Origin of the sequence: Pandoraea apista (assembly GCF_001465595.2) — a bacterium.
GTDB classification, from domain to species: Bacteria; Pseudomonadota; Gammaproteobacteria; order Burkholderiales; family Burkholderiaceae; genus Pandoraea; species Pandoraea apista.
On record NZ_CP013481.2, the window covers coordinates 1,453,700 to 1,468,920 of the forward strand.

Consider the following 15,221-nt stretch of genomic DNA (forward strand, 5'->3'; position numbering starts at 1 on the left):
TCGCAATGCATCATCATCTTTACCGATATGAGGGGCTGTTAGGGGCCCGCTCGGTCGAGGCACTCGACGCAGAGTTTCAGAATCTGACGCACGCGCTGGGATATGACGCGCTGTTCTATGCGCCGCTCCTGCCCCGTCGAGAACGAGAGGCCGCAGCATTTCAGATTGAAGATCAGCGGATTTCGGCGAAGGGTATGCCGAGTCGCCATATTTTTACGACATTTCCTGCGGCGTGGATTGAGCGTTATCAAAGCGCGGGATATGCCGAAGTCGATCCCGTTCTGATTGCCGCCAATTTATCGCCACTGCCGATTCTGTGGCGGACTTTTCTGTCTCAGAAACGACCGCATCCGATCTTCGCGGATGCCCGCGCGCACGGGCTCGCGTCCGGGGTGTCGATTCCCATCTATGGCGCGGCCGGCGAGCGAGCCATCTTCAGCGCTGCGACAGCACAGTCGCCTGAAGCCTCGGCTGAGCACGAAGCGCGCATGGTCGGGGAAATTTATCTGACGGCGGTGTATTTTCACCAGGCGATTCAGCAACTCGACATGCAATGGGTGGCGAGTCGCAGCGTTGGCAAGCTCAGTCCGCGCGAGATCGAAAGTCTGCTGTGGGCCGCGCGCGGTAAAACGGCGTGGGAAATTGGTTTGATTCTGAAGATTTCCGAGCATACGGTGACGTTCCATATCAATAACGCCAAGCGTAAGCTCGGTGCCGTCAATCGGCACCAGGCCATTGCCGCTGCGATCAGCAGCGGTTTAATTTCCCCCTGAATTTCTCCCCCGAATTTTCCCCTGATTCCTCTGCGATTGATTCCCGCTCGTGAGCGCGTTCTGCGGCCGCTCACGAGGCGATATTCGCCCGCCATTCCTGCACGTACCGTTCCCGCCAACGGGCTTCAGACGAAATCGCACGATCTTCGAAAGACCGGTGCGGTTTCCGTCCCGGTTTCTGCCACATTCAGGCCATTTCAACGTCGAATTCGGCCGATTTCACAACTTTTCCGAAACAGTGTGTTGTCGCTTTAGGGCTGGTTCGTTGGTAAGGGAAAACTATAATTTACTCATGGCGAAAACTAATTGATTGGCGGTTTTCGAGTCCATGAGCGTTATATGAACGATAAAAGGAGTTTTCCATGAAAAAGAACCTGTTAACCGCTGTCGCGCTCGTTGGTCTGACGATGGCTGCTGGCTCGGTGTTTGCGGCAGATCAGAGCCAAACGGGCGGTGTGACCCGCGCCCATGTACGTGCCGAGCTGCAAGCTGCACGTGAACTCGGCCTTTCGCCGGTGACGGAATTCAACTTCCCGTACACCTACGAACAGTCGGTTCAGTTGCAGAATCTGACGGCCAAGATTGAAGCGCAGAACCAGGCAGGTGCACCGCAAGCCCCGAGCGCCAACTAAATGGCGTTCAGATAACCTCGGTTATCGATAGCAGTCCCGGATTCGCCGACGGCCCGCCCAACGCTTCATCGAGCCTTGCCCGCGCCGCGCGATTCCGCTCACAGACGCCATAGCGCGTCGCCTACCACAGCCCCGCCCGAGAATTCGTTCCCGACGGGGCTTGTGTGTTTCTGGAGGGAAGGCGTTACGAGAACGCGAGAACGCGAGAACGCCGCGCCCCTCGTCCTCATCATTTCAATGGATCAATGGGCAGACGGTGCCGGCGAGGCGTTTGTGCCGCCGTGTTCCGCCATCGAATGCGACCCGGCCACCGATGTCTTGTCGTTGGCGGCGCTCGATTGCCAGCCACCCCCGAGTGCCAGGAACAGATTGACCTGATCCATCGCGACTTGCGTTTCGGAGGCGGCTAACGCTGCCTCGGCGTTGGCGTGGGTGCGCTCGGCATCGAGACTGGTCAGGTACGGTGCGCGACCGGCCTGATAGAGCTTGTGATTCTGCTCGGCCGCGGCGCGCGACTTGTCGCGGGCGTCGCGCAGGGCGTCGTCGCGCTGCAATTCACGGGTGTACGCCGAGAGCGACGTCTGCGTTTCCTGCAACGCCTTCAACACCACGCCGTCGAAATGGGCGAGGGCGGCGTCGGCGCCGGCTTCCATACCTTTGATGTGGGCGCGCACGCCGTTGGTCGGCAACGACCACGTGATCATCGGTCCCACGGTCCACTGCTCCGTGCGGCCTTGTCCGAAGTGTTCCAGGACCCCGCTCGCCCCGATCGAGGCACCGAGTCGAATCGACGGGTACAGGTCCGCCGTAGCGACACCGATCTTCGCCGTGGCCGACGCCAGTTCGCGCTCGGCCTGACGTACATCGGGGCGGCGCTTGAGCAGTGCCGTGCCGTCGCCGACAGGCAGCGTCTGGCTCAGTTGGGGAATGCGGCGGCATTGCGCGATGCTTGCGTCGAGCGTGCCGGGTACCTTGCCGAGCATGACGGCCAGCCGATAGGTCGCGGCTTCGTGCTGTGCCTGAAAATGAGGCAGCGCGGCGCGTAAGGTGTCGGCCTGCGCCTGAGCGCGCAGCAGATCGGTGGGTTGATCACGCCCCGCGTCGACCAGCTTGCGTGTAATGGCCACGCTCTTTTCCTGCAATTGCAGTTGCTCGCTGGCGATGTCGTACTCATGATTGGCCGCGCAGCTTTGCACATAGGCGCGCACCGTTTCGGCGGCCACGCTCACGCGAGCGACGTCGAGTGCTGCCTGACTCGCTTCGGCGGCGGCGAGCGCAGCTTCGTCCGCGCGCGCCAGCTTGCCGAAGAAGTCGATCTGGTACGAGACGGACAGTGCGGCGGCGGCAAGATTGATGACCGGCAGTTTCTCTTCCTGGAGAAAGCTCTCGCCGGAAAGCTGGGCGCGTGCCGCATTGGCTTCCACGCCGCCCTGCGGCAGATTCTCCGACTCGACTTCGTGATACATCGCAATAGCGCGGCGCACATTGGCGAGCGCCACACGCACGTTCGTGTTGGCGGCAAGCGCCTCTTTCACGAGCGCGTCGAGCTTGGGGTCGTCGTAGAGTTGCCACCAATCATCGGGAACGGCGGCAATTGAAACCGCGTGCTGTGCATTGCCGGCGATGGGGCCGTTCGCTTCGGGCGAGCGCATCACCGAGTTTTCCGGCAAGTGGTAGTCGGGGCCGACGGTGGTACATCCGGCAACGAGCGCGGCCGCTGCGGCCACGGCGCTCATCAGGAGTAATCGAGTTTTCACTGACGGGCTCCCGGTTGGGCGCCGGTCTCGCGTGAGGCGGCCAGCGTCGCGGATGCTGCGTCAGCCTCTTTCGACTGCCTCGACTGCCCGGACTTGTCCTGCTGATCTTGTACGACGGTCACGGTCGCGGTGCGGCCGGCGACCAGCCGCATGTCCTGGGGCACATCGTCCAGCGCAATGCGCACCGGAATGCGCTGGGCGAGACGTACCCAGTTGAACGTCGGGTTGATGTTGGGCAGCATCGACGCGCCGCTCGTGCGATCCCGATCCTCGATCCCGGCAACGATGCTCTGCACGTGGCCGTGCAGCACATGCCGCTCGCCCATCAGGCGCACTTCGACTTTGTCGCCGATATGGATGCCACGCATCTTGGTTTCTTCGAAGTAGCCTTCGACGTGCAGCGAGTTGGCATCCACCATCGAGAGCACCGGGCGGCCGGTGCTGACGTAGTCACCCACGCGCGGCAAACGATCGTTCAGGTAGCCGTCGGCGGGGGCGAGAACGCGCGTGCGCTCAAGGTTGAGCTTCGCGAGTCGCACGGCCGCTTCGGCCTGCGCGACGGCGGCCTCGCCGGATTCGACCTTGGCCTGACCGGCCTCGACCACTTCCTTGGCGACCACTTCCGTCAACTGATGGTTACGTGCGTTTTCGCGGCGTGCCTGCGCGAGCGTGGCGCGTTGCGCGGCAACGGTAGCTTCCGCCTGTTGCAGTGCGAGTGTGTAGCGATCACGGTCGATCACGAACAGCAGGTCGCCACGGTGTACCTGCTGGTTGTCCTTGACCTCGACATCGGTGATGAGACCGGAGACGTCGGGCGCCACCTGCACGATGTCGGCGCGAATGCGCCCGTCGCGTGTCCAGGGGGCAACGGTGTAGTAGTCCCACAGATGCAGCAGCACGAAGACGGCGACGCAAGATACCGCAAGCGTCAGCACAACGGGGCCGAGAGAGCGAAGTTTCAGTTTCATGGTTGGCAGGCGCGCGCAATGGCGACGATGCCGCCCAGCGCGATGATGTACACAGCAAGGTTGAATAACGAACGGTGCCAGACGAGCTTGTAAAAGCCGATGCGCGCGAGCACGAAGCGCAGCACGCCCGTCAGCACGAAAGCCACGACCATCAGGACTAGCAGTGTCGGCACGAATACGCCGTAGATATCGATCTCACCGCTCATTGGATACTCCCGGATCGTGTGGCCGGGAACAACGCGACGTGGATGTCCATGAGCGACGCGCGCGCACTGCGCGACGCCTGATCGCTATGGGCCACCAACGAGCGCACCGCGCCCAGCAGTTTGTCGTGCAGCGTGGTGTCGGGCTCGCTCACCTGTTCGTCGAGTCGCGCTTGATAGAAGCGCGCCACGTCGGTGAGCACGGCCTCGACGGCGTCGCGCTGCGATGGATTCAGATGCGGCAGCTCGCGCTGCAACGCCAGCGCAGAGAGTTCGACGCGGACTTCGGTAAAACCGTCGCTCGACGTCTCGCTCTCGCTTGCCGCCAGACGCGGCACCAGTTGGCCGAGCCGGTCGAGCAGTCTCGCGCGCAGGCGTCCGTGCTCGGCGACCGAGCGGCCGACCGCGTTCTTCGCAATGTCGCGCCAGCTCGAATGAATTAGGCGGCGCATGGCGACGCGTGTGCCGAAGGGGCGGGTCTGCAACGTCCAGAGCAGGGCGAACAGGACACCGGCCAGACCGGCAAGATTGCTATTGAAGAACGCCTGGAAGTCGGCGCTGTAGCCCCCCTGAATACCGACGAAGCTCGCGGTATTGACGGCAACGAGCATCGCCACCATCGTGAAGCGGGGCTGTGGAATGAGCGTGCCGAGCAGCAGATACGGTACGGCGAACATCGCCACGAGCAGACCGAAGTCATGCGCATTCGTCAGGATAAAGAACACGTAGACGGCGGCGAACACCACGCACACGGCCGTTGCCCAGAAGAACGAGCGGATGAACGGTGCGGGCTCGTCCATGGCCGCGAAGAAGCAGCAGGCTACGGCGCCGAGCGAAACGCCGGCGGCGCCGTCGTTCCAGCCTGTGTAGATCCAGGCCATGCCCATGAGAAACGTACACAACGCGGCCGATACGGTTGAGAACAGCAGCAGGCCGTGATCGTAGTGGCGTGCGCCGCCCAGTTCCCAGTGCTGGAAAGCGGGCTTCCATTCGTAGCCGCTGTCCCGATCGTCGTATTGGCCGAAGCGGCGTTGCAACGACACGCAGTCCTGCCAGAGTTGCACCAGCGAGCGCAGGCGATCCTCCGTTGCGGCCACCAGCGCGCCGTACCAGTCCGAGGCTTCGCCGGCCGATTGCGGCGGGCTCAGCAAGTGGGCCGGGGCGGGTGACGGTGCGCCACGCCGCAGCCATGCGACCACCTCTGCCATCTTCGCTTCGAGTGCTTCGGGTGCGCCCTTGGGGTGCTGACGCAACGTGTGCACCAGCGACGCCACCGTCGAGAGCACCGGCATCATCATGGTCATGCGCCCGCGCAATTCCTGCGCATCGCGCACGCGCTCCGACGTGTCGGCATCGTAGGAAAGCTGGCTGATCAACTGGTCGAGCGCCAGAATGTCGGCCGCCATGCGGTGACGGCTCATGTGGCGCGTTGCCTTGCCTTCCGGGTCGGCGGAGAGCATGTCGGTTGTCCAGCGTGCGGCGTCGGTGAGCCAGCGGGCCGAGCGGTCGTGCAGTACCTTGGCCACACTTGTGGGCAGGATCACGGCGCCGACGACGCTCGCGCAGATGATGCCGAGAATGATCTCTTCGGAGCGCGCCACGGCAATGTCGAAGATCACGTCGGGCGTGTTCACCGCTGGCAGGGCGATCAGCGGCAGCGTGTACGACGCCAGCAGAAACACGTAGCTACGTGGCGAACGATGCAATAGCGAGATATAGAGCAGCGTGCCGGTCCACAGCCCGACGGCCGCCATCAGCAACTCGGGGTTGTTGACGAGCGCGGGGACGAAAGCAATGGAAGCGGCGGCGCCGAGGAGTGTGCCGAGCACGCGATACAGCGCCTTGGAGCGTGTCGCGCCGGTCAGCGGGTGCGACACGATATAGACCGTGGCCATGGCCCAGTATGGGCGCGGCAAGCCGAGCGCCAACGCGATGTAGAGCGCCAGCATCGAGGCGACAAACGCCTTGATCGAGAAAATCCAGTCGCGTGAGGATGGCCAGTTGAACACGGTTTACTTCTTCGGGGGCTCCATCGTGAGAATCCCCACGTCGGGGCTCGCCACGTTGGAAATCGCTTCGAACACACGCAACACCGCCTCGAAATCCTCGCGCGGGATGTTCGCGAAAACCTTCGCGCGCAACTGGCTGAGTTCGATTTCGAGCTTCTCGGCGAGCGCCTCGCCGGCCTCCGTGAGCCGCAGCGCGTTGGCGCGACGGTCGCTAGCATCCACTTCGCGCAGCACGAGTCCGGCTGCGCACAATTGATCGAGCAGCCGCACCAGAGATGCGCCTTCGAGCCCGACGTATTCGGCAAGCTCGACCTGACGCACCCCCTGGCCAAGGCGGCGGATGAACAACAACGGGCCTGCGCTCGCCGCAGAAATTCCGTATTCGACGATCGCGCCCTGTGAGATCTGACGCCACTGCTTGCCTGCCAGCAGCAAGTGGCTGGTGAAGACAAAGCGGAGCGATTCTAGGGAGGTCATGGAGAAAGATTATATGTTAACTAATAATTAGGATGCTAGTTAATGCGTTATTGCGTCAGACGGCGAGATCGACTGGAAAGTCCGGCCTGCAAGGGGGCTGGGGCTATTCCAGGGGCTCTGACAGGCGCGCGGAATCGGGCACTTTCGGTCGTTTGTGCCCGTTTTATTTTTCGGTGTGCGCCGAAACTGGCCTGTCAGACGCCTGTGACATCGGCCGGGCTGGCGTCGGCGATTTCTCCGTCCGCGCCGGACATCTCGTCAATCCGCTTCATGTTCTCGAGCAGTTTGAGCAAGTAGTGCAGGGTGTGGGTGATGTCGCCTGTCGAGAACTCATCCAGTGCGCGCCCGTAATAGTCGTGAATGCGCGGCACGGCTTCCCGGTGCCAGACATGATGACCGTGCTCGGTCATCGTAATGCGCCGGGAGCGCCGGTCGCGTCCGTCCGGTGCGCTGACGATATGGCCGTCGCGCTCCATGCGGCTGATCAGGCCAGACAGGTTTTGGCGGCTCACCATCAGATAGCGGGCCAGATCGCCCACGCTCATCCCGTCTGGCACTTCCGGCCGGGACAGTGCCCCCAGCACGGCCCATTGCTGAGTCGTCAGGCCAAGGCTTTCGACGGCTCTCGTCCCTGTTTTATGCAACATATTGGCGCATTGATAGAGCCGGAAAAACAATCGATTGGCCAGCTCCATCCGGGTAATTTCTACGTTTTTATTAGGGTTTTCCATATCGAATCCTCTGCGGTTACGTGCTTGCGCATCACCGATCTGATGTCTAGTATACGTCAATATATTGACGTAATTTAATCGGCGGGCAGGCCCCTTTCGCGCTCAGCAAGGATACCGTGCCCGTCAGCGACTCTGGAGGCAGGACATGCAGCGGTTCGAGGGCAAGGCCGTCATTGTGACGGGGGGCGGGGGCGGGATTGGTGGGGCGACGTGCCGCCGGCTGGGAGGCGAGGGAGCGGCCGTGGCCGTGTTCGATCGCGATTTGGCCGCAGCGCAGCGTGTGGCCGGGGAGATCGTCGAGGCCGGGGGGCGGGCACAGGCGTTTGCGTGCGACATCACCGTGCGCGAGCAGGTCGACGCAGCAGTGGCCGCAGTCGCGCAGGCATTCGGTCCGGTGAGCGTGCTGGTCAACAACGCCGGTTGGGACATCTTCAAACCCTTTACCAAGACAGTGCCCGCCGAGTGGGACCGGCTGATCGCCATCAATCTGATCGGCGCATTGCACATGCATCACGCGGTACTGCCGGAGATGGTGGCGCGGCGCAGCGGACGGATCGTCAACATCGCATCCGACGCCGCGCGGGTCGGCTCGTCCGGCGAAGCGGTCTATGCCGCGTGCAAGGGCGGGATTGTGGCGTTCTCGAAAACCATCGCGCGTGAACATGCGCGTCACGGCATCACCGTCAATGTGGTGTGCCCCGGGCCGACTGACACGGCGCTTTTCGCCGACTACAAGGAGGGGGCCGGAAACCCCGAAAAACTCGTCGAGGCGTTCACGAAGGCGATCCCTCTGGGGCGCATTGGCCAGGCAGACGATCTGCCCGGTGCAATTGCCTTCTTCGCAAGCGACGACGCGGCGTTCGTCACCGGTCAGGTGCTGAGCGTGTCCGGCGGCCTCACGATGAACGGCTGACATTTCCTATCAAGACGATGCCGGACACGGCCGGAAGTCGTGTGGCCGGCGGCGAGGACCAAGACAATGAACTACGAAGACATTCTGTATGAAGTGCGCAACGGTGCGGCATGGATCACGATCAACCGTCCGGAGAAGATGAATGCATTTCGCGGACGCACCTGCGACGAATTGATTCACGCGATCAACAAGGCGGGCTACGACAGGGAGATCGGCAGCATTGTGCTTGCCGGTGCCGGCGAGAAGGCGTTTTGCACCGGCGGCGACCAGTCCGCGCATGAAGGGCAGTACGACGGGCGCGGCACCATCGGCTTGCCGATGGAGGAACTGCATAACGCGATTCGCGACGTGCCCAAACCGGTGATTGCGCGTGTGCAGGGCTATGCGATTGGCGGTGGCAACGTGATTTGCACCTTGTGCGACTTCACGATCGCTTCCGAGAAAGCTGTCTTCGGTCAGGTCGGGCCGAAAGTCGGTTCGGTCGACCCCGGCTTTGGCACGGCGTTTCTGGCACGCGTGGTCGGTGAGAAGAAAGCGCGCGAAATCTGGTACCTGTGCCGTCGCTATACCGCAGCTGAAGCGCTCGGAATGGGCCTTGTGAACACCGTCGTTCCGCATGAGCAACTCGACGCCGAAGTGCAGAAATGGTGCGACGAGATCATGGAGCGCAGCCCGACCGCGATCGCCATCGCAAAGCGCTCGTTCAACATGGACACCGCGCAGCAGGCGGGCATCGCCGGCATGGGCATGTACGCGCTCAAGCTCTATTACGAGACGGAAGAGTCGCGCGAAGGCGTGCGCGCGTTTCAGGAAAAGCGCAAGCCCGATTTCCGCAAGTACGCCAAATAAGCGAGGCAGACCGCGATGCTCAATCCGTATCTCGACGACGATCTCGTAGCCCTGGCCGAGCACACGCAGCGTTTTGCTCAGGCTCGGATTGCTCCCGGCTTTCAGACGCGCGACCAGACGCGCGTGCTGGAGCGCAGTCTTATGCGGGAGATGGGGGAAATGGGGTTGATTGCGCCCGAACTCCCGGAGGTCTATGGCGGGCAGGGCATGGGGCGTTTGGCCGCCGGTGTGATTCACGAGGCGATCGCGCGCGCCGATCTCAGCATGTCGTACGTCAACCTGCTGGCGTCGCTCAACGGTCAGATTCTGGCTGAGCACGGCAAGCCGGAGGTGGTGACCCCCTGGTTGGAGAAGCTCACGCGCGGCGAGACGCTGCTGGCCATCGCACTGACCGAGCCGCGTGGCGGCTCCGACGCCGCAAACCTGCGCATGCGCGCCGACTTCGACGGCACGCACTACGTTCTCAATGGCGAGAAGACCTCGATCTCGGCTGCCGATCAGGCAGACGCGGCCGTCGTCTTCGCGCGAACCGGCGAGGTGTCCGAACTTGCGCGCGGCATCTCGGCGTTTTTTGTGCCGCTCGACCTGCCGGGTGTCACGCGCCAGCGCTTTGACTGTCATGGGCAACGCGCCATCGGCCGGGGGTCGCTGTTCTTCGAGAACGTCAGAATTCCTGCCGACCATGTGCTCGGCGCGCCCGGCGAGGGCTTCGTGCAGGTGATGCAGGGCTTCGACTTCTCGCGCGCGCTGATCGGTCTGCAAGTGCTGGCTGTCGCCCGGGCGGCACTGGACGAAACATGGGCGTACGTGGCCCAGCGCGAGGCGTTCGGCAAGCCGCTTTCGGCCTTTCAGGGGGTGTCGCATCCGCTGGCGGATTTCGACACACAGGTCGAGGCGGCCAGACTGCTTTGCCTGCAAACGCTCTGGCTCAAGGACCGCGGCTTGCCGCACAGCGCCGAAGCCGCGATGTGCAAATGGTGGGGGCCGAAGCTGGCGTACGACACGATTCATCAGTGCCTGCTGATGTTCGGACACGGTGGCTACGATCGTGGCGTGATGGAGCAACGCCTGCGCGACGTGCTGGGGTTCCAGATCGGCGACGGCACCGCACAGATCATGAAGACGATCATTGCGCGCACCCGGGCGGGCAGGCAGGCCGTACCGATCTGAGGGCGCAGGCATCGACGCCGGCAGCAGCAAAAAGCGACAGCAGGACCATAACGATACGAACGATGCGACAGCACAGGAGACGATGCAATGGAATTCGATGCGGTGTTGCTTCCCCCAAGGCGCGAGCAGAGCGTGGCACGCGGCTGGTGGCCCGAACGCACGATCAACGATGCCCTCGATGCTGCTGTCGCGGCATCGCCCGACAAGGTTGCCCTCACGGCGGTGTCGAGCGCCACGGGACAGACGCAGCGGCTGACTTATGCGGCCCTTGCCGATGCCGCGGAGCGCCTCGCGCTGGGGCTGATGCGTCGTGGTGTCGGGCGCGGTGATGTCGTGGCCTGTCAATTGCCCAACGGCTGGCAGTTCGCCGTCACTTATCTTGCTTGCGCAAGGATCGGCGCCGTGCTCAATCCGCTGATGCACATTTTCCGCGAGCGGGAGTTGTCGTTCATGCTGCGCCACGGCGAGGCGAAGGTGTTCGTCGTGCCTCGCCAGTTCCGGGGGTTCGATCACGCGGCAATGGCTCGGGCGCTACAGCCGGACTTGCCGGACCTGCAACATGTCATCGTGGTCGACAGCAAGAACAACAGCGACGGCCTGGGCGAGGACAGCTTCGACGCGGTGCTCATGGCGGGCGAACCCGCCGCGTCGAGCGACGAGCGGGCCACGATGCTGGCAGCGCGCGCCCATCCCGACGACATCATGCAGTTGATGTACACCTCGGGCACGACGGGTGAGCCCAAAGGGGTGATGCACAGCGCGAACACCACGTTCTCGAACATTCTTGCCTATGCCGAGCGCATGCGCCTGGGCCGCGACGACGTGATCCTGATGGGGTCGCCCCTCGCTCATCAGACCGGCTTCATGTACGGACTCATGATGCCGGTGATTCTCGGGGCGAGCGCCGTGATGCTCGACATCTGGGACCCGGCAAACGCCGTGCGGCTGATTCGCGAGCAAGGGGTGACATTCACCATGGCGTCGACACCGTTTCTTTCCGACCTGACGAAAGCGGTAGCGGCCAGTGGCGAGACCGTGCCGAGCCTGCGTGCATTTCTGTGTGCCGGCGCACCGATTCCCGGCCCCGTCGTCGAACAGGCGCGCAGCGTACTCGGCGCAAAGATCGTTTCGGCATGGGGGATGACGGAGAACGGTGCCGTTACGCTCACGCGTCTCGATGACGATGATGTGCGGGCCTCCACGACCGACGGTTGCCCGCTGCCGGGCGTAGAGTTGCGCGTGGTCGACGCGCAGAACGACACGTTGCCCGTCGGCGAGACCGGGCGGCTGCTGGTGCGCGCCTGTTCAAATTTCGGTGGCTATCTGAAGCGCGCGCAATGGAACGCTACCGACGATCAGGGCTGGTTCGACACCGGCGACATGGCGTGGCTCGACGAGACTGGCTACGTGCGCATTGCCGGACGCAGCAAAGACGTGATCATTCGCGGTGGCGAGAACATCCCGGTCGTGGAAATCGAAGCCCTTCTGTACCGGCATCCGGCGATCGCTACGGTAGCGATCGTGGCCTACCCGGACGAGCGTCTGGGCGAGCGCGCCTGCGCGGTCGTCGTGCCGCGCGCGGGCGAATCGATCGACCTCGCGGCGGTGACCGACTTCCTCGCGTCGCACAAAGTGGCGCGGCAGTACTGGCCCGAGCGGATCGAAGTTCGTGAGACGCTGCCGACGACGCCCACGGGTAAGATACAGAAATTCAAGCTGCGCGAGATGCTCCAGGCCTCCCGCGCAAGCGCCACTGAACACACGCCTTGAGGACGACTGGCAAATGACAACGAAGGGACTGGATCACGAATCGTTCGAGCTGTTGCTCGCGGCGGTCCAACGTTTCATCCGCGAGCGGCTGGTGCCCGCAGAGAACGACGTGGAGGAGCACGACGAAGTGCCTGCCGCGATCGTCGACGAAATGAGAGAGATGGGATTGTTCGGCCTGTCGATCCCCGAGGAATTCGGCGGCATCGGCTTGTCGATGTCGCAGGAAGTACGCGTAGCCTACGAGTTCGGGCAGACGTCGCTGGCCTTTCGCTCCGTATTCGGCACCAATGTCGGCATTGGCTCGCAGGGCATTCTGATGGACGGCACCGAGGCGCAGAAACGCGATCTGTTGCCGCGTGTGGCGAGCGGCGATCTGATCATGTCGTTCGCGCTCACGGAGCCCGACGCCGGCTCGGACCCGGCGGCCCTCAAGACGCGGGCGGTGCTCGACGGCGACACTTACGTGCTCGACGGCGTGAAGCGTTTCATCACGAATGCGCCGCGCGCCGGGGCCTTCACATTGATGGCGCGCACCGGCGGCGAAGGCGCGGGCGGCATTTCGGCGTTCATCGTGCCGGCCGACACGCCGGGGTTGTCGCTGGGCAAGCCTGACAAGAAGATGGGACAACGCGGCACAAAGACCTGCGACGTCGTGCTGGAGGGCGCGCGCGTGCCGGCAGCGAATATCATTGGCGGCGAGGCGGGCAAAGGATTCAAGACGGCCATGAAGGTGCTCGATCGCGGACGTTTGCATGTGGCGGCGCTCTCATGCGGCATGGCGCAACGCATTCTCGACGAATCGGTGGCCTACGCGCGCGAACGCAAGCAGTTCGGTCATCGCATCGGCGATTTTCAGCTTGTTCAGGCAATGCTCGCGGACAGTCAGGCCGAACTCTATGCCGGGTGGTCGATGGTGCAGGACTGCGCCGCGCGCTACGACGCGAAACCGGCAGGCAAGCGCGATGCCGATGTCAGCATGCGGGCATCGTGCGCCAAGATGTTCTGCACGGAAATGGTCGGCCGCGTGGCCGATCGTGGCGTGCAGGTGCATGGCGGAGCAGGGTATATCAATGAGTACAAGGTCGAGCGGTTCTACCGCGACGTGCGCTTGCTTCGTCTGTACGAGGGCACCACGCAGATTCAGCAATTGATTATCGGCCGCGCACTCATGCAGGACGACTGAGGTTGCCGCTTCGGCACCGGGCAGCGCTGGCGTGGCGGTTGTAATACACTCGCTGGCGTTCGCTGCCCCCGAGAGCCGTCGTGTCCGAAACTGCCCAGTCGCGCCAGCCGTCCGCATCACCTTCGCCATCCGGGCTATCCGGGCTATCCGAATCGTCCGGGAAGCCTCCCCGCCAGGGACAGACGGTTTCGCAGACGGCATTGCCGTTGCTCGTCGCGTCCACGTTCTTCATGGAGAACCTCGACGCGACCATCATCACCACGTCGTTGCCCGCGATGGCTGTCGACTTCGGTGTGGCGCCGTCTCAACTCTCTATTGGTTTGTCGGCCTATCTGGTGGCCCTCGCAGCGTTCATTCCTGCGAGCGGCTGGCTTGCCGACCGGCTTGGCCCGCGTCGCGTGTTTCCTTCGGCGATTGCGCTCTTCACGCTCGCGTCGGTGTTGTGCGCGATGAGCACCAGCCTCGACATGTTTACGCTGTTTCGCGTGTTGCAAGGGCTTGCGGGCGCGATGATGGTGCCCGTCGGCCGGCTGGTTGTCTTGCGCAACACGCCCAAGCCTGCGCTGGTGCGCGCCATTGCGACGATCACCTGGCCGGGGCTTGCCGCGCCGGTGTTGGGGCCGGCGCTCGGCGGCTTCATTTCATCGACGTGGAGTTGGCACTGGATCTTCCTCATCAACGTGCCGCTCGGCATTGCGGCCTTCGCGGCGGCGCTGTGGCTGGTGAAACCGTCGCCCGGGCAACGCAAGCCGTTCGATCTGCCGGGATTCATCGCAAGCGGCGTGGGCGCCAGTCTGTTGATGTTCGGCGTGGAACTGGCCAGCCGCACGCCGGCCGACTGGCCGCTGGTGATTGGGTGTCTCGCACTCGGGCTGGTGGCCATGGTGTGGTCGATACGGCATTTCATGCGCGCGACGCATCCGCTCATCAATCTCGCCGCACTGCGTGTGCAGACGTTCGCCGTGACCGTGTGGGGCGGCTCGCTGTTTCGTATCGCCATCGGCAGCGCACCGTTTCTTCTGCCGCTGATGTTCCAACTGGCGTTCGGCATGAGCGCCGTGACGTCGGGGTTGCTGATGCTCGCCCTGTTTGCGGGCAATCTGGGAATCAAGCCTGCGACCACGCCGATCCTGCGCCGCTTCGGTTTTCGTAGCGTATTGCTGGGCAATGGCGTGCTCGTGGCGCTGGGCTTCGGGCTATGCGCGCTACTGACGGCGACGACACCGCTGTGGCTCATTGCGCTGGTGCTGCTCTTCGGGGGCGTCTGCCGCTCGGTGCAGTTCACTACCCTCGCCACGATGGGCTTCGCCGACGTGCCGCCAGACGACATGAGCGGCGCCACCACGCTTTTCTCCGCCCTTCAGCAAATGACCTCCGGCCTGGGCATCGCACTGGGCGCGCTCGTCCTCAAGATCACCGAAGTGGCGGGGGCCACGCCATTCGGCGCGACCAGTTTCCGGTGGACGTTCGCCGCAATGGCGGCCATTGCGCTCCTGGCATTGATCGACGGCGTTCGCCTGCCTGCCAACGCCGGTGCGCACGTGAGCGGGCATACGCCGTCGGCGGCACGCTAACGCGCATCATCCTGGTGCGAACAAGGCGGGCTTGCCCCGTCTTGCACTGCTGCGGTGCAGCAGGTTTCGCCAGATTTTCGGGTGTTTCCCATAGACATTTCTGCCATATCGCCTTAGCCGGCAAGGCTCTGCCGAGAGTGGTCGCGTGGTTGGCACGCTTGTTGCGTTAGCGTAGAGGCCAGCGGCAAAGGCGTCGCCGGCAACGAATTCAA

14 protein-coding genes are annotated in these 15,221 nt (G+C 63.4%); 8 read left to right on the forward strand and 6 right to left on the reverse strand.

The window, feature by feature from the left end:
* Nucleotides 1-5 precede the first annotated feature (5 nt).
* Together AT395_RS06710 and AT395_RS06715 are read left to right on the forward strand one after the other, a co-directional pair.
* Nucleotides 6-773, forward strand: coding sequence for a LuxR family transcriptional regulator (locus AT395_RS06710; protein WP_042112508.1), 768 nt, complete (start codon nt 6-8; stop codon nt 771-773).
* 362 nt (nt 774-1,135) lie between these two features.
* Nucleotides 1,136-1,405 carry a DUF4148 domain-containing protein gene (locus AT395_RS06715; protein WP_042112505.1) on the forward strand — a complete coding sequence of 90 codons (270 nt, stop codon included), beginning with the start codon at nt 1,136-1,138 and terminating at the stop codon, nt 1,403-1,405.
* Between the two features lie 242 nt (nt 1,406-1,647).
* Here AT395_RS06715 and AT395_RS06720 read toward each other — a convergent pair whose 3' ends face one another.
* The 6 genes from AT395_RS06720 to AT395_RS06745 form a co-directional block, all read right to left on the reverse strand.
* A complete protein-coding gene (locus AT395_RS06720) occupies nt 1,648-3,141 on the reverse strand; it encodes an efflux transporter outer membrane subunit (protein WP_048627791.1) in 1,494 nt (497 codons plus the stop codon).
* Nucleotides 3,142-3,158: 17 nt separating this feature from the next.
* On the reverse strand, nt 3,159-4,130 hold the full coding sequence (locus AT395_RS06725) for an efflux RND transporter periplasmic adaptor subunit (RefSeq protein WP_048627790.1): 972 nt from the start codon (nt 4,128-4,130) through the stop codon (nt 3,159-3,161).
* Nucleotides 4,127-4,336 (reverse strand): DUF1656 domain-containing protein, encoded by a 210-nt coding sequence (locus AT395_RS06730; protein WP_042112501.1) that lies wholly within the window; start codon nt 4,334-4,336, stop codon nt 4,127-4,129. The genes AT395_RS06725 and AT395_RS06730 overlap by 4 nt, the downstream gene beginning before the upstream one ends.
* On the reverse strand, nt 4,333-6,342 hold the full coding sequence (locus AT395_RS06735) for an FUSC family protein (protein WP_048627789.1): 2,010 nt from the start codon (nt 6,340-6,342) through the stop codon (nt 4,333-4,335). Before AT395_RS06735 ends, AT395_RS06730 begins: the two co-directional genes overlap by 4 nt.
* 3 nt (nt 6,343-6,345) lie before the next feature.
* A complete protein-coding gene (locus tag AT395_RS06740) occupies nt 6,346-6,819 on the reverse strand; it encodes a MarR family winged helix-turn-helix transcriptional regulator (RefSeq protein WP_042112500.1) in 474 nt (157 codons plus the stop codon).
* Between the two features lie 194 nt (nt 6,820-7,013).
* On the reverse strand, nt 7,014-7,550 hold the full coding sequence (locus AT395_RS06745) for a MarR family winged helix-turn-helix transcriptional regulator (protein WP_042112498.1): 537 nt from the start codon (nt 7,548-7,550) through the stop codon (nt 7,014-7,016).
* A 145-nt stretch (nt 7,551-7,695) separates the two neighbouring features.
* On the opposite strand from AT395_RS06745, the gene badH reads away from it, so the two are divergent.
* The 6 genes from badH (at nt 7,696) to AT395_RS06775 (ending at nt 15,009) form a co-directional block, all read left to right on the forward strand.
* The gene (gene badH, locus AT395_RS06750; protein WP_042112496.1) at nt 7,696-8,463 is read left to right on the forward strand and encodes a 2-hydroxycyclohexanecarboxyl-CoA dehydrogenase; all 768 of its coding nucleotides are present in this window, start codon (nt 7,696-7,698) and stop codon (nt 8,461-8,463) included.
* A gap of 66 nt (nt 8,464-8,529) precedes the next feature.
* Nucleotides 8,530-9,312, forward strand: coding sequence for a 2-ketocyclohexanecarboxyl-CoA hydrolase (gene badI / locus AT395_RS06755; protein WP_039375510.1), 783 nt, complete (start codon nt 8,530-8,532; stop codon nt 9,310-9,312).
* 15 nt (nt 9,313-9,327) lie between these two features.
* Nucleotides 9,328-10,482 carry a cyclohexanecarboxyl-CoA dehydrogenase gene (aliB, locus tag AT395_RS06760; protein WP_048628066.1) on the forward strand — a complete coding sequence of 385 codons (1,155 nt, stop codon included), beginning with the start codon at nt 9,328-9,330 and terminating at the stop codon, nt 10,480-10,482.
* Nucleotides 10,483-10,569: 87 nt separating this feature from the next.
* A complete protein-coding gene (aliA, locus tag AT395_RS06765) occupies nt 10,570-12,252 on the forward strand; it encodes a cyclohexanecarboxylate-CoA ligase (RefSeq protein ID WP_042112492.1) in 1,683 nt (560 codons plus the stop codon).
* A gap of 13 nt (nt 12,253-12,265) precedes the next feature.
* Entirely contained in the window at nt 12,266-13,435 is a 1,170-nt protein-coding gene (locus AT395_RS06770; RefSeq protein WP_042112491.1) for an acyl-CoA dehydrogenase family protein, read from the forward strand.
* A gap of 80 nt (nt 13,436-13,515) precedes the next feature.
* Entirely contained in the window at nt 13,516-15,009 is a 1,494-nt protein-coding gene (locus AT395_RS06775; protein ID WP_224787424.1) for an MFS transporter, read from the forward strand.
* The last annotated feature ends 212 nt before the right edge of the window (nt 15,010-15,221 follow it).

Excerpts from the sequence above, each read along its gene's own strand:
- AT395_RS06710 (WP_042112508.1), top strand. The coding sequence starts at position 6 with ATGCATCATCATCTTTACCGATATGAGGGGCTGTTAGGGGCCCGCTCG.
- AT395_RS06715 (WP_042112505.1), top strand. The coding sequence starts at position 1,136 with ATGAAAAAGAACCTGTTAACCGCTGTCGCGCTCGTTGGTCTGACGATG.
- AT395_RS06720 (WP_048627791.1), bottom strand. The coding sequence starts at position 3,141 with ATGAGCGCCGTGGCCGCAGCGGCCGCGCTCGTTGCCGGATGTACCACC.
- AT395_RS06725 (WP_048627790.1), bottom strand. The coding sequence starts at position 4,130 with ATGAAACTGAAACTTCGCTCTCTCGGCCCCGTTGTGCTGACGCTTGCG.
- AT395_RS06730 (WP_042112501.1), bottom strand. The coding sequence starts at position 4,336 with ATGAGCGGTGAGATCGATATCTACGGCGTATTCGTGCCGACACTGCTA.
- AT395_RS06740 (WP_042112500.1), bottom strand. The coding sequence starts at position 6,819 with ATGACCTCCCTAGAATCGCTCCGCTTTGTCTTCACCAGCCACTTGCTG.
- AT395_RS06745 (WP_042112498.1), bottom strand. The coding sequence starts at position 7,550 with ATGGAAAACCCTAATAAAAACGTAGAAATTACCCGGATGGAGCTGGCC.
- badH (WP_042112496.1), top strand. The coding sequence starts at position 7,696 with ATGCAGCGGTTCGAGGGCAAGGCCGTCATTGTGACGGGGGGCGGGGGC.
- badI (WP_039375510.1), top strand. The coding sequence starts at position 8,530 with ATGAACTACGAAGACATTCTGTATGAAGTGCGCAACGGTGCGGCATGG.
- aliB (WP_048628066.1), top strand. The coding sequence starts at position 9,328 with ATGCTCAATCCGTATCTCGACGACGATCTCGTAGCCCTGGCCGAGCAC.
- aliA (WP_042112492.1), top strand. The coding sequence starts at position 10,570 with ATGGAATTCGATGCGGTGTTGCTTCCCCCAAGGCGCGAGCAGAGCGTG.
- AT395_RS06770 (WP_042112491.1), top strand. The coding sequence starts at position 12,266 with ATGACAACGAAGGGACTGGATCACGAATCGTTCGAGCTGTTGCTCGCG.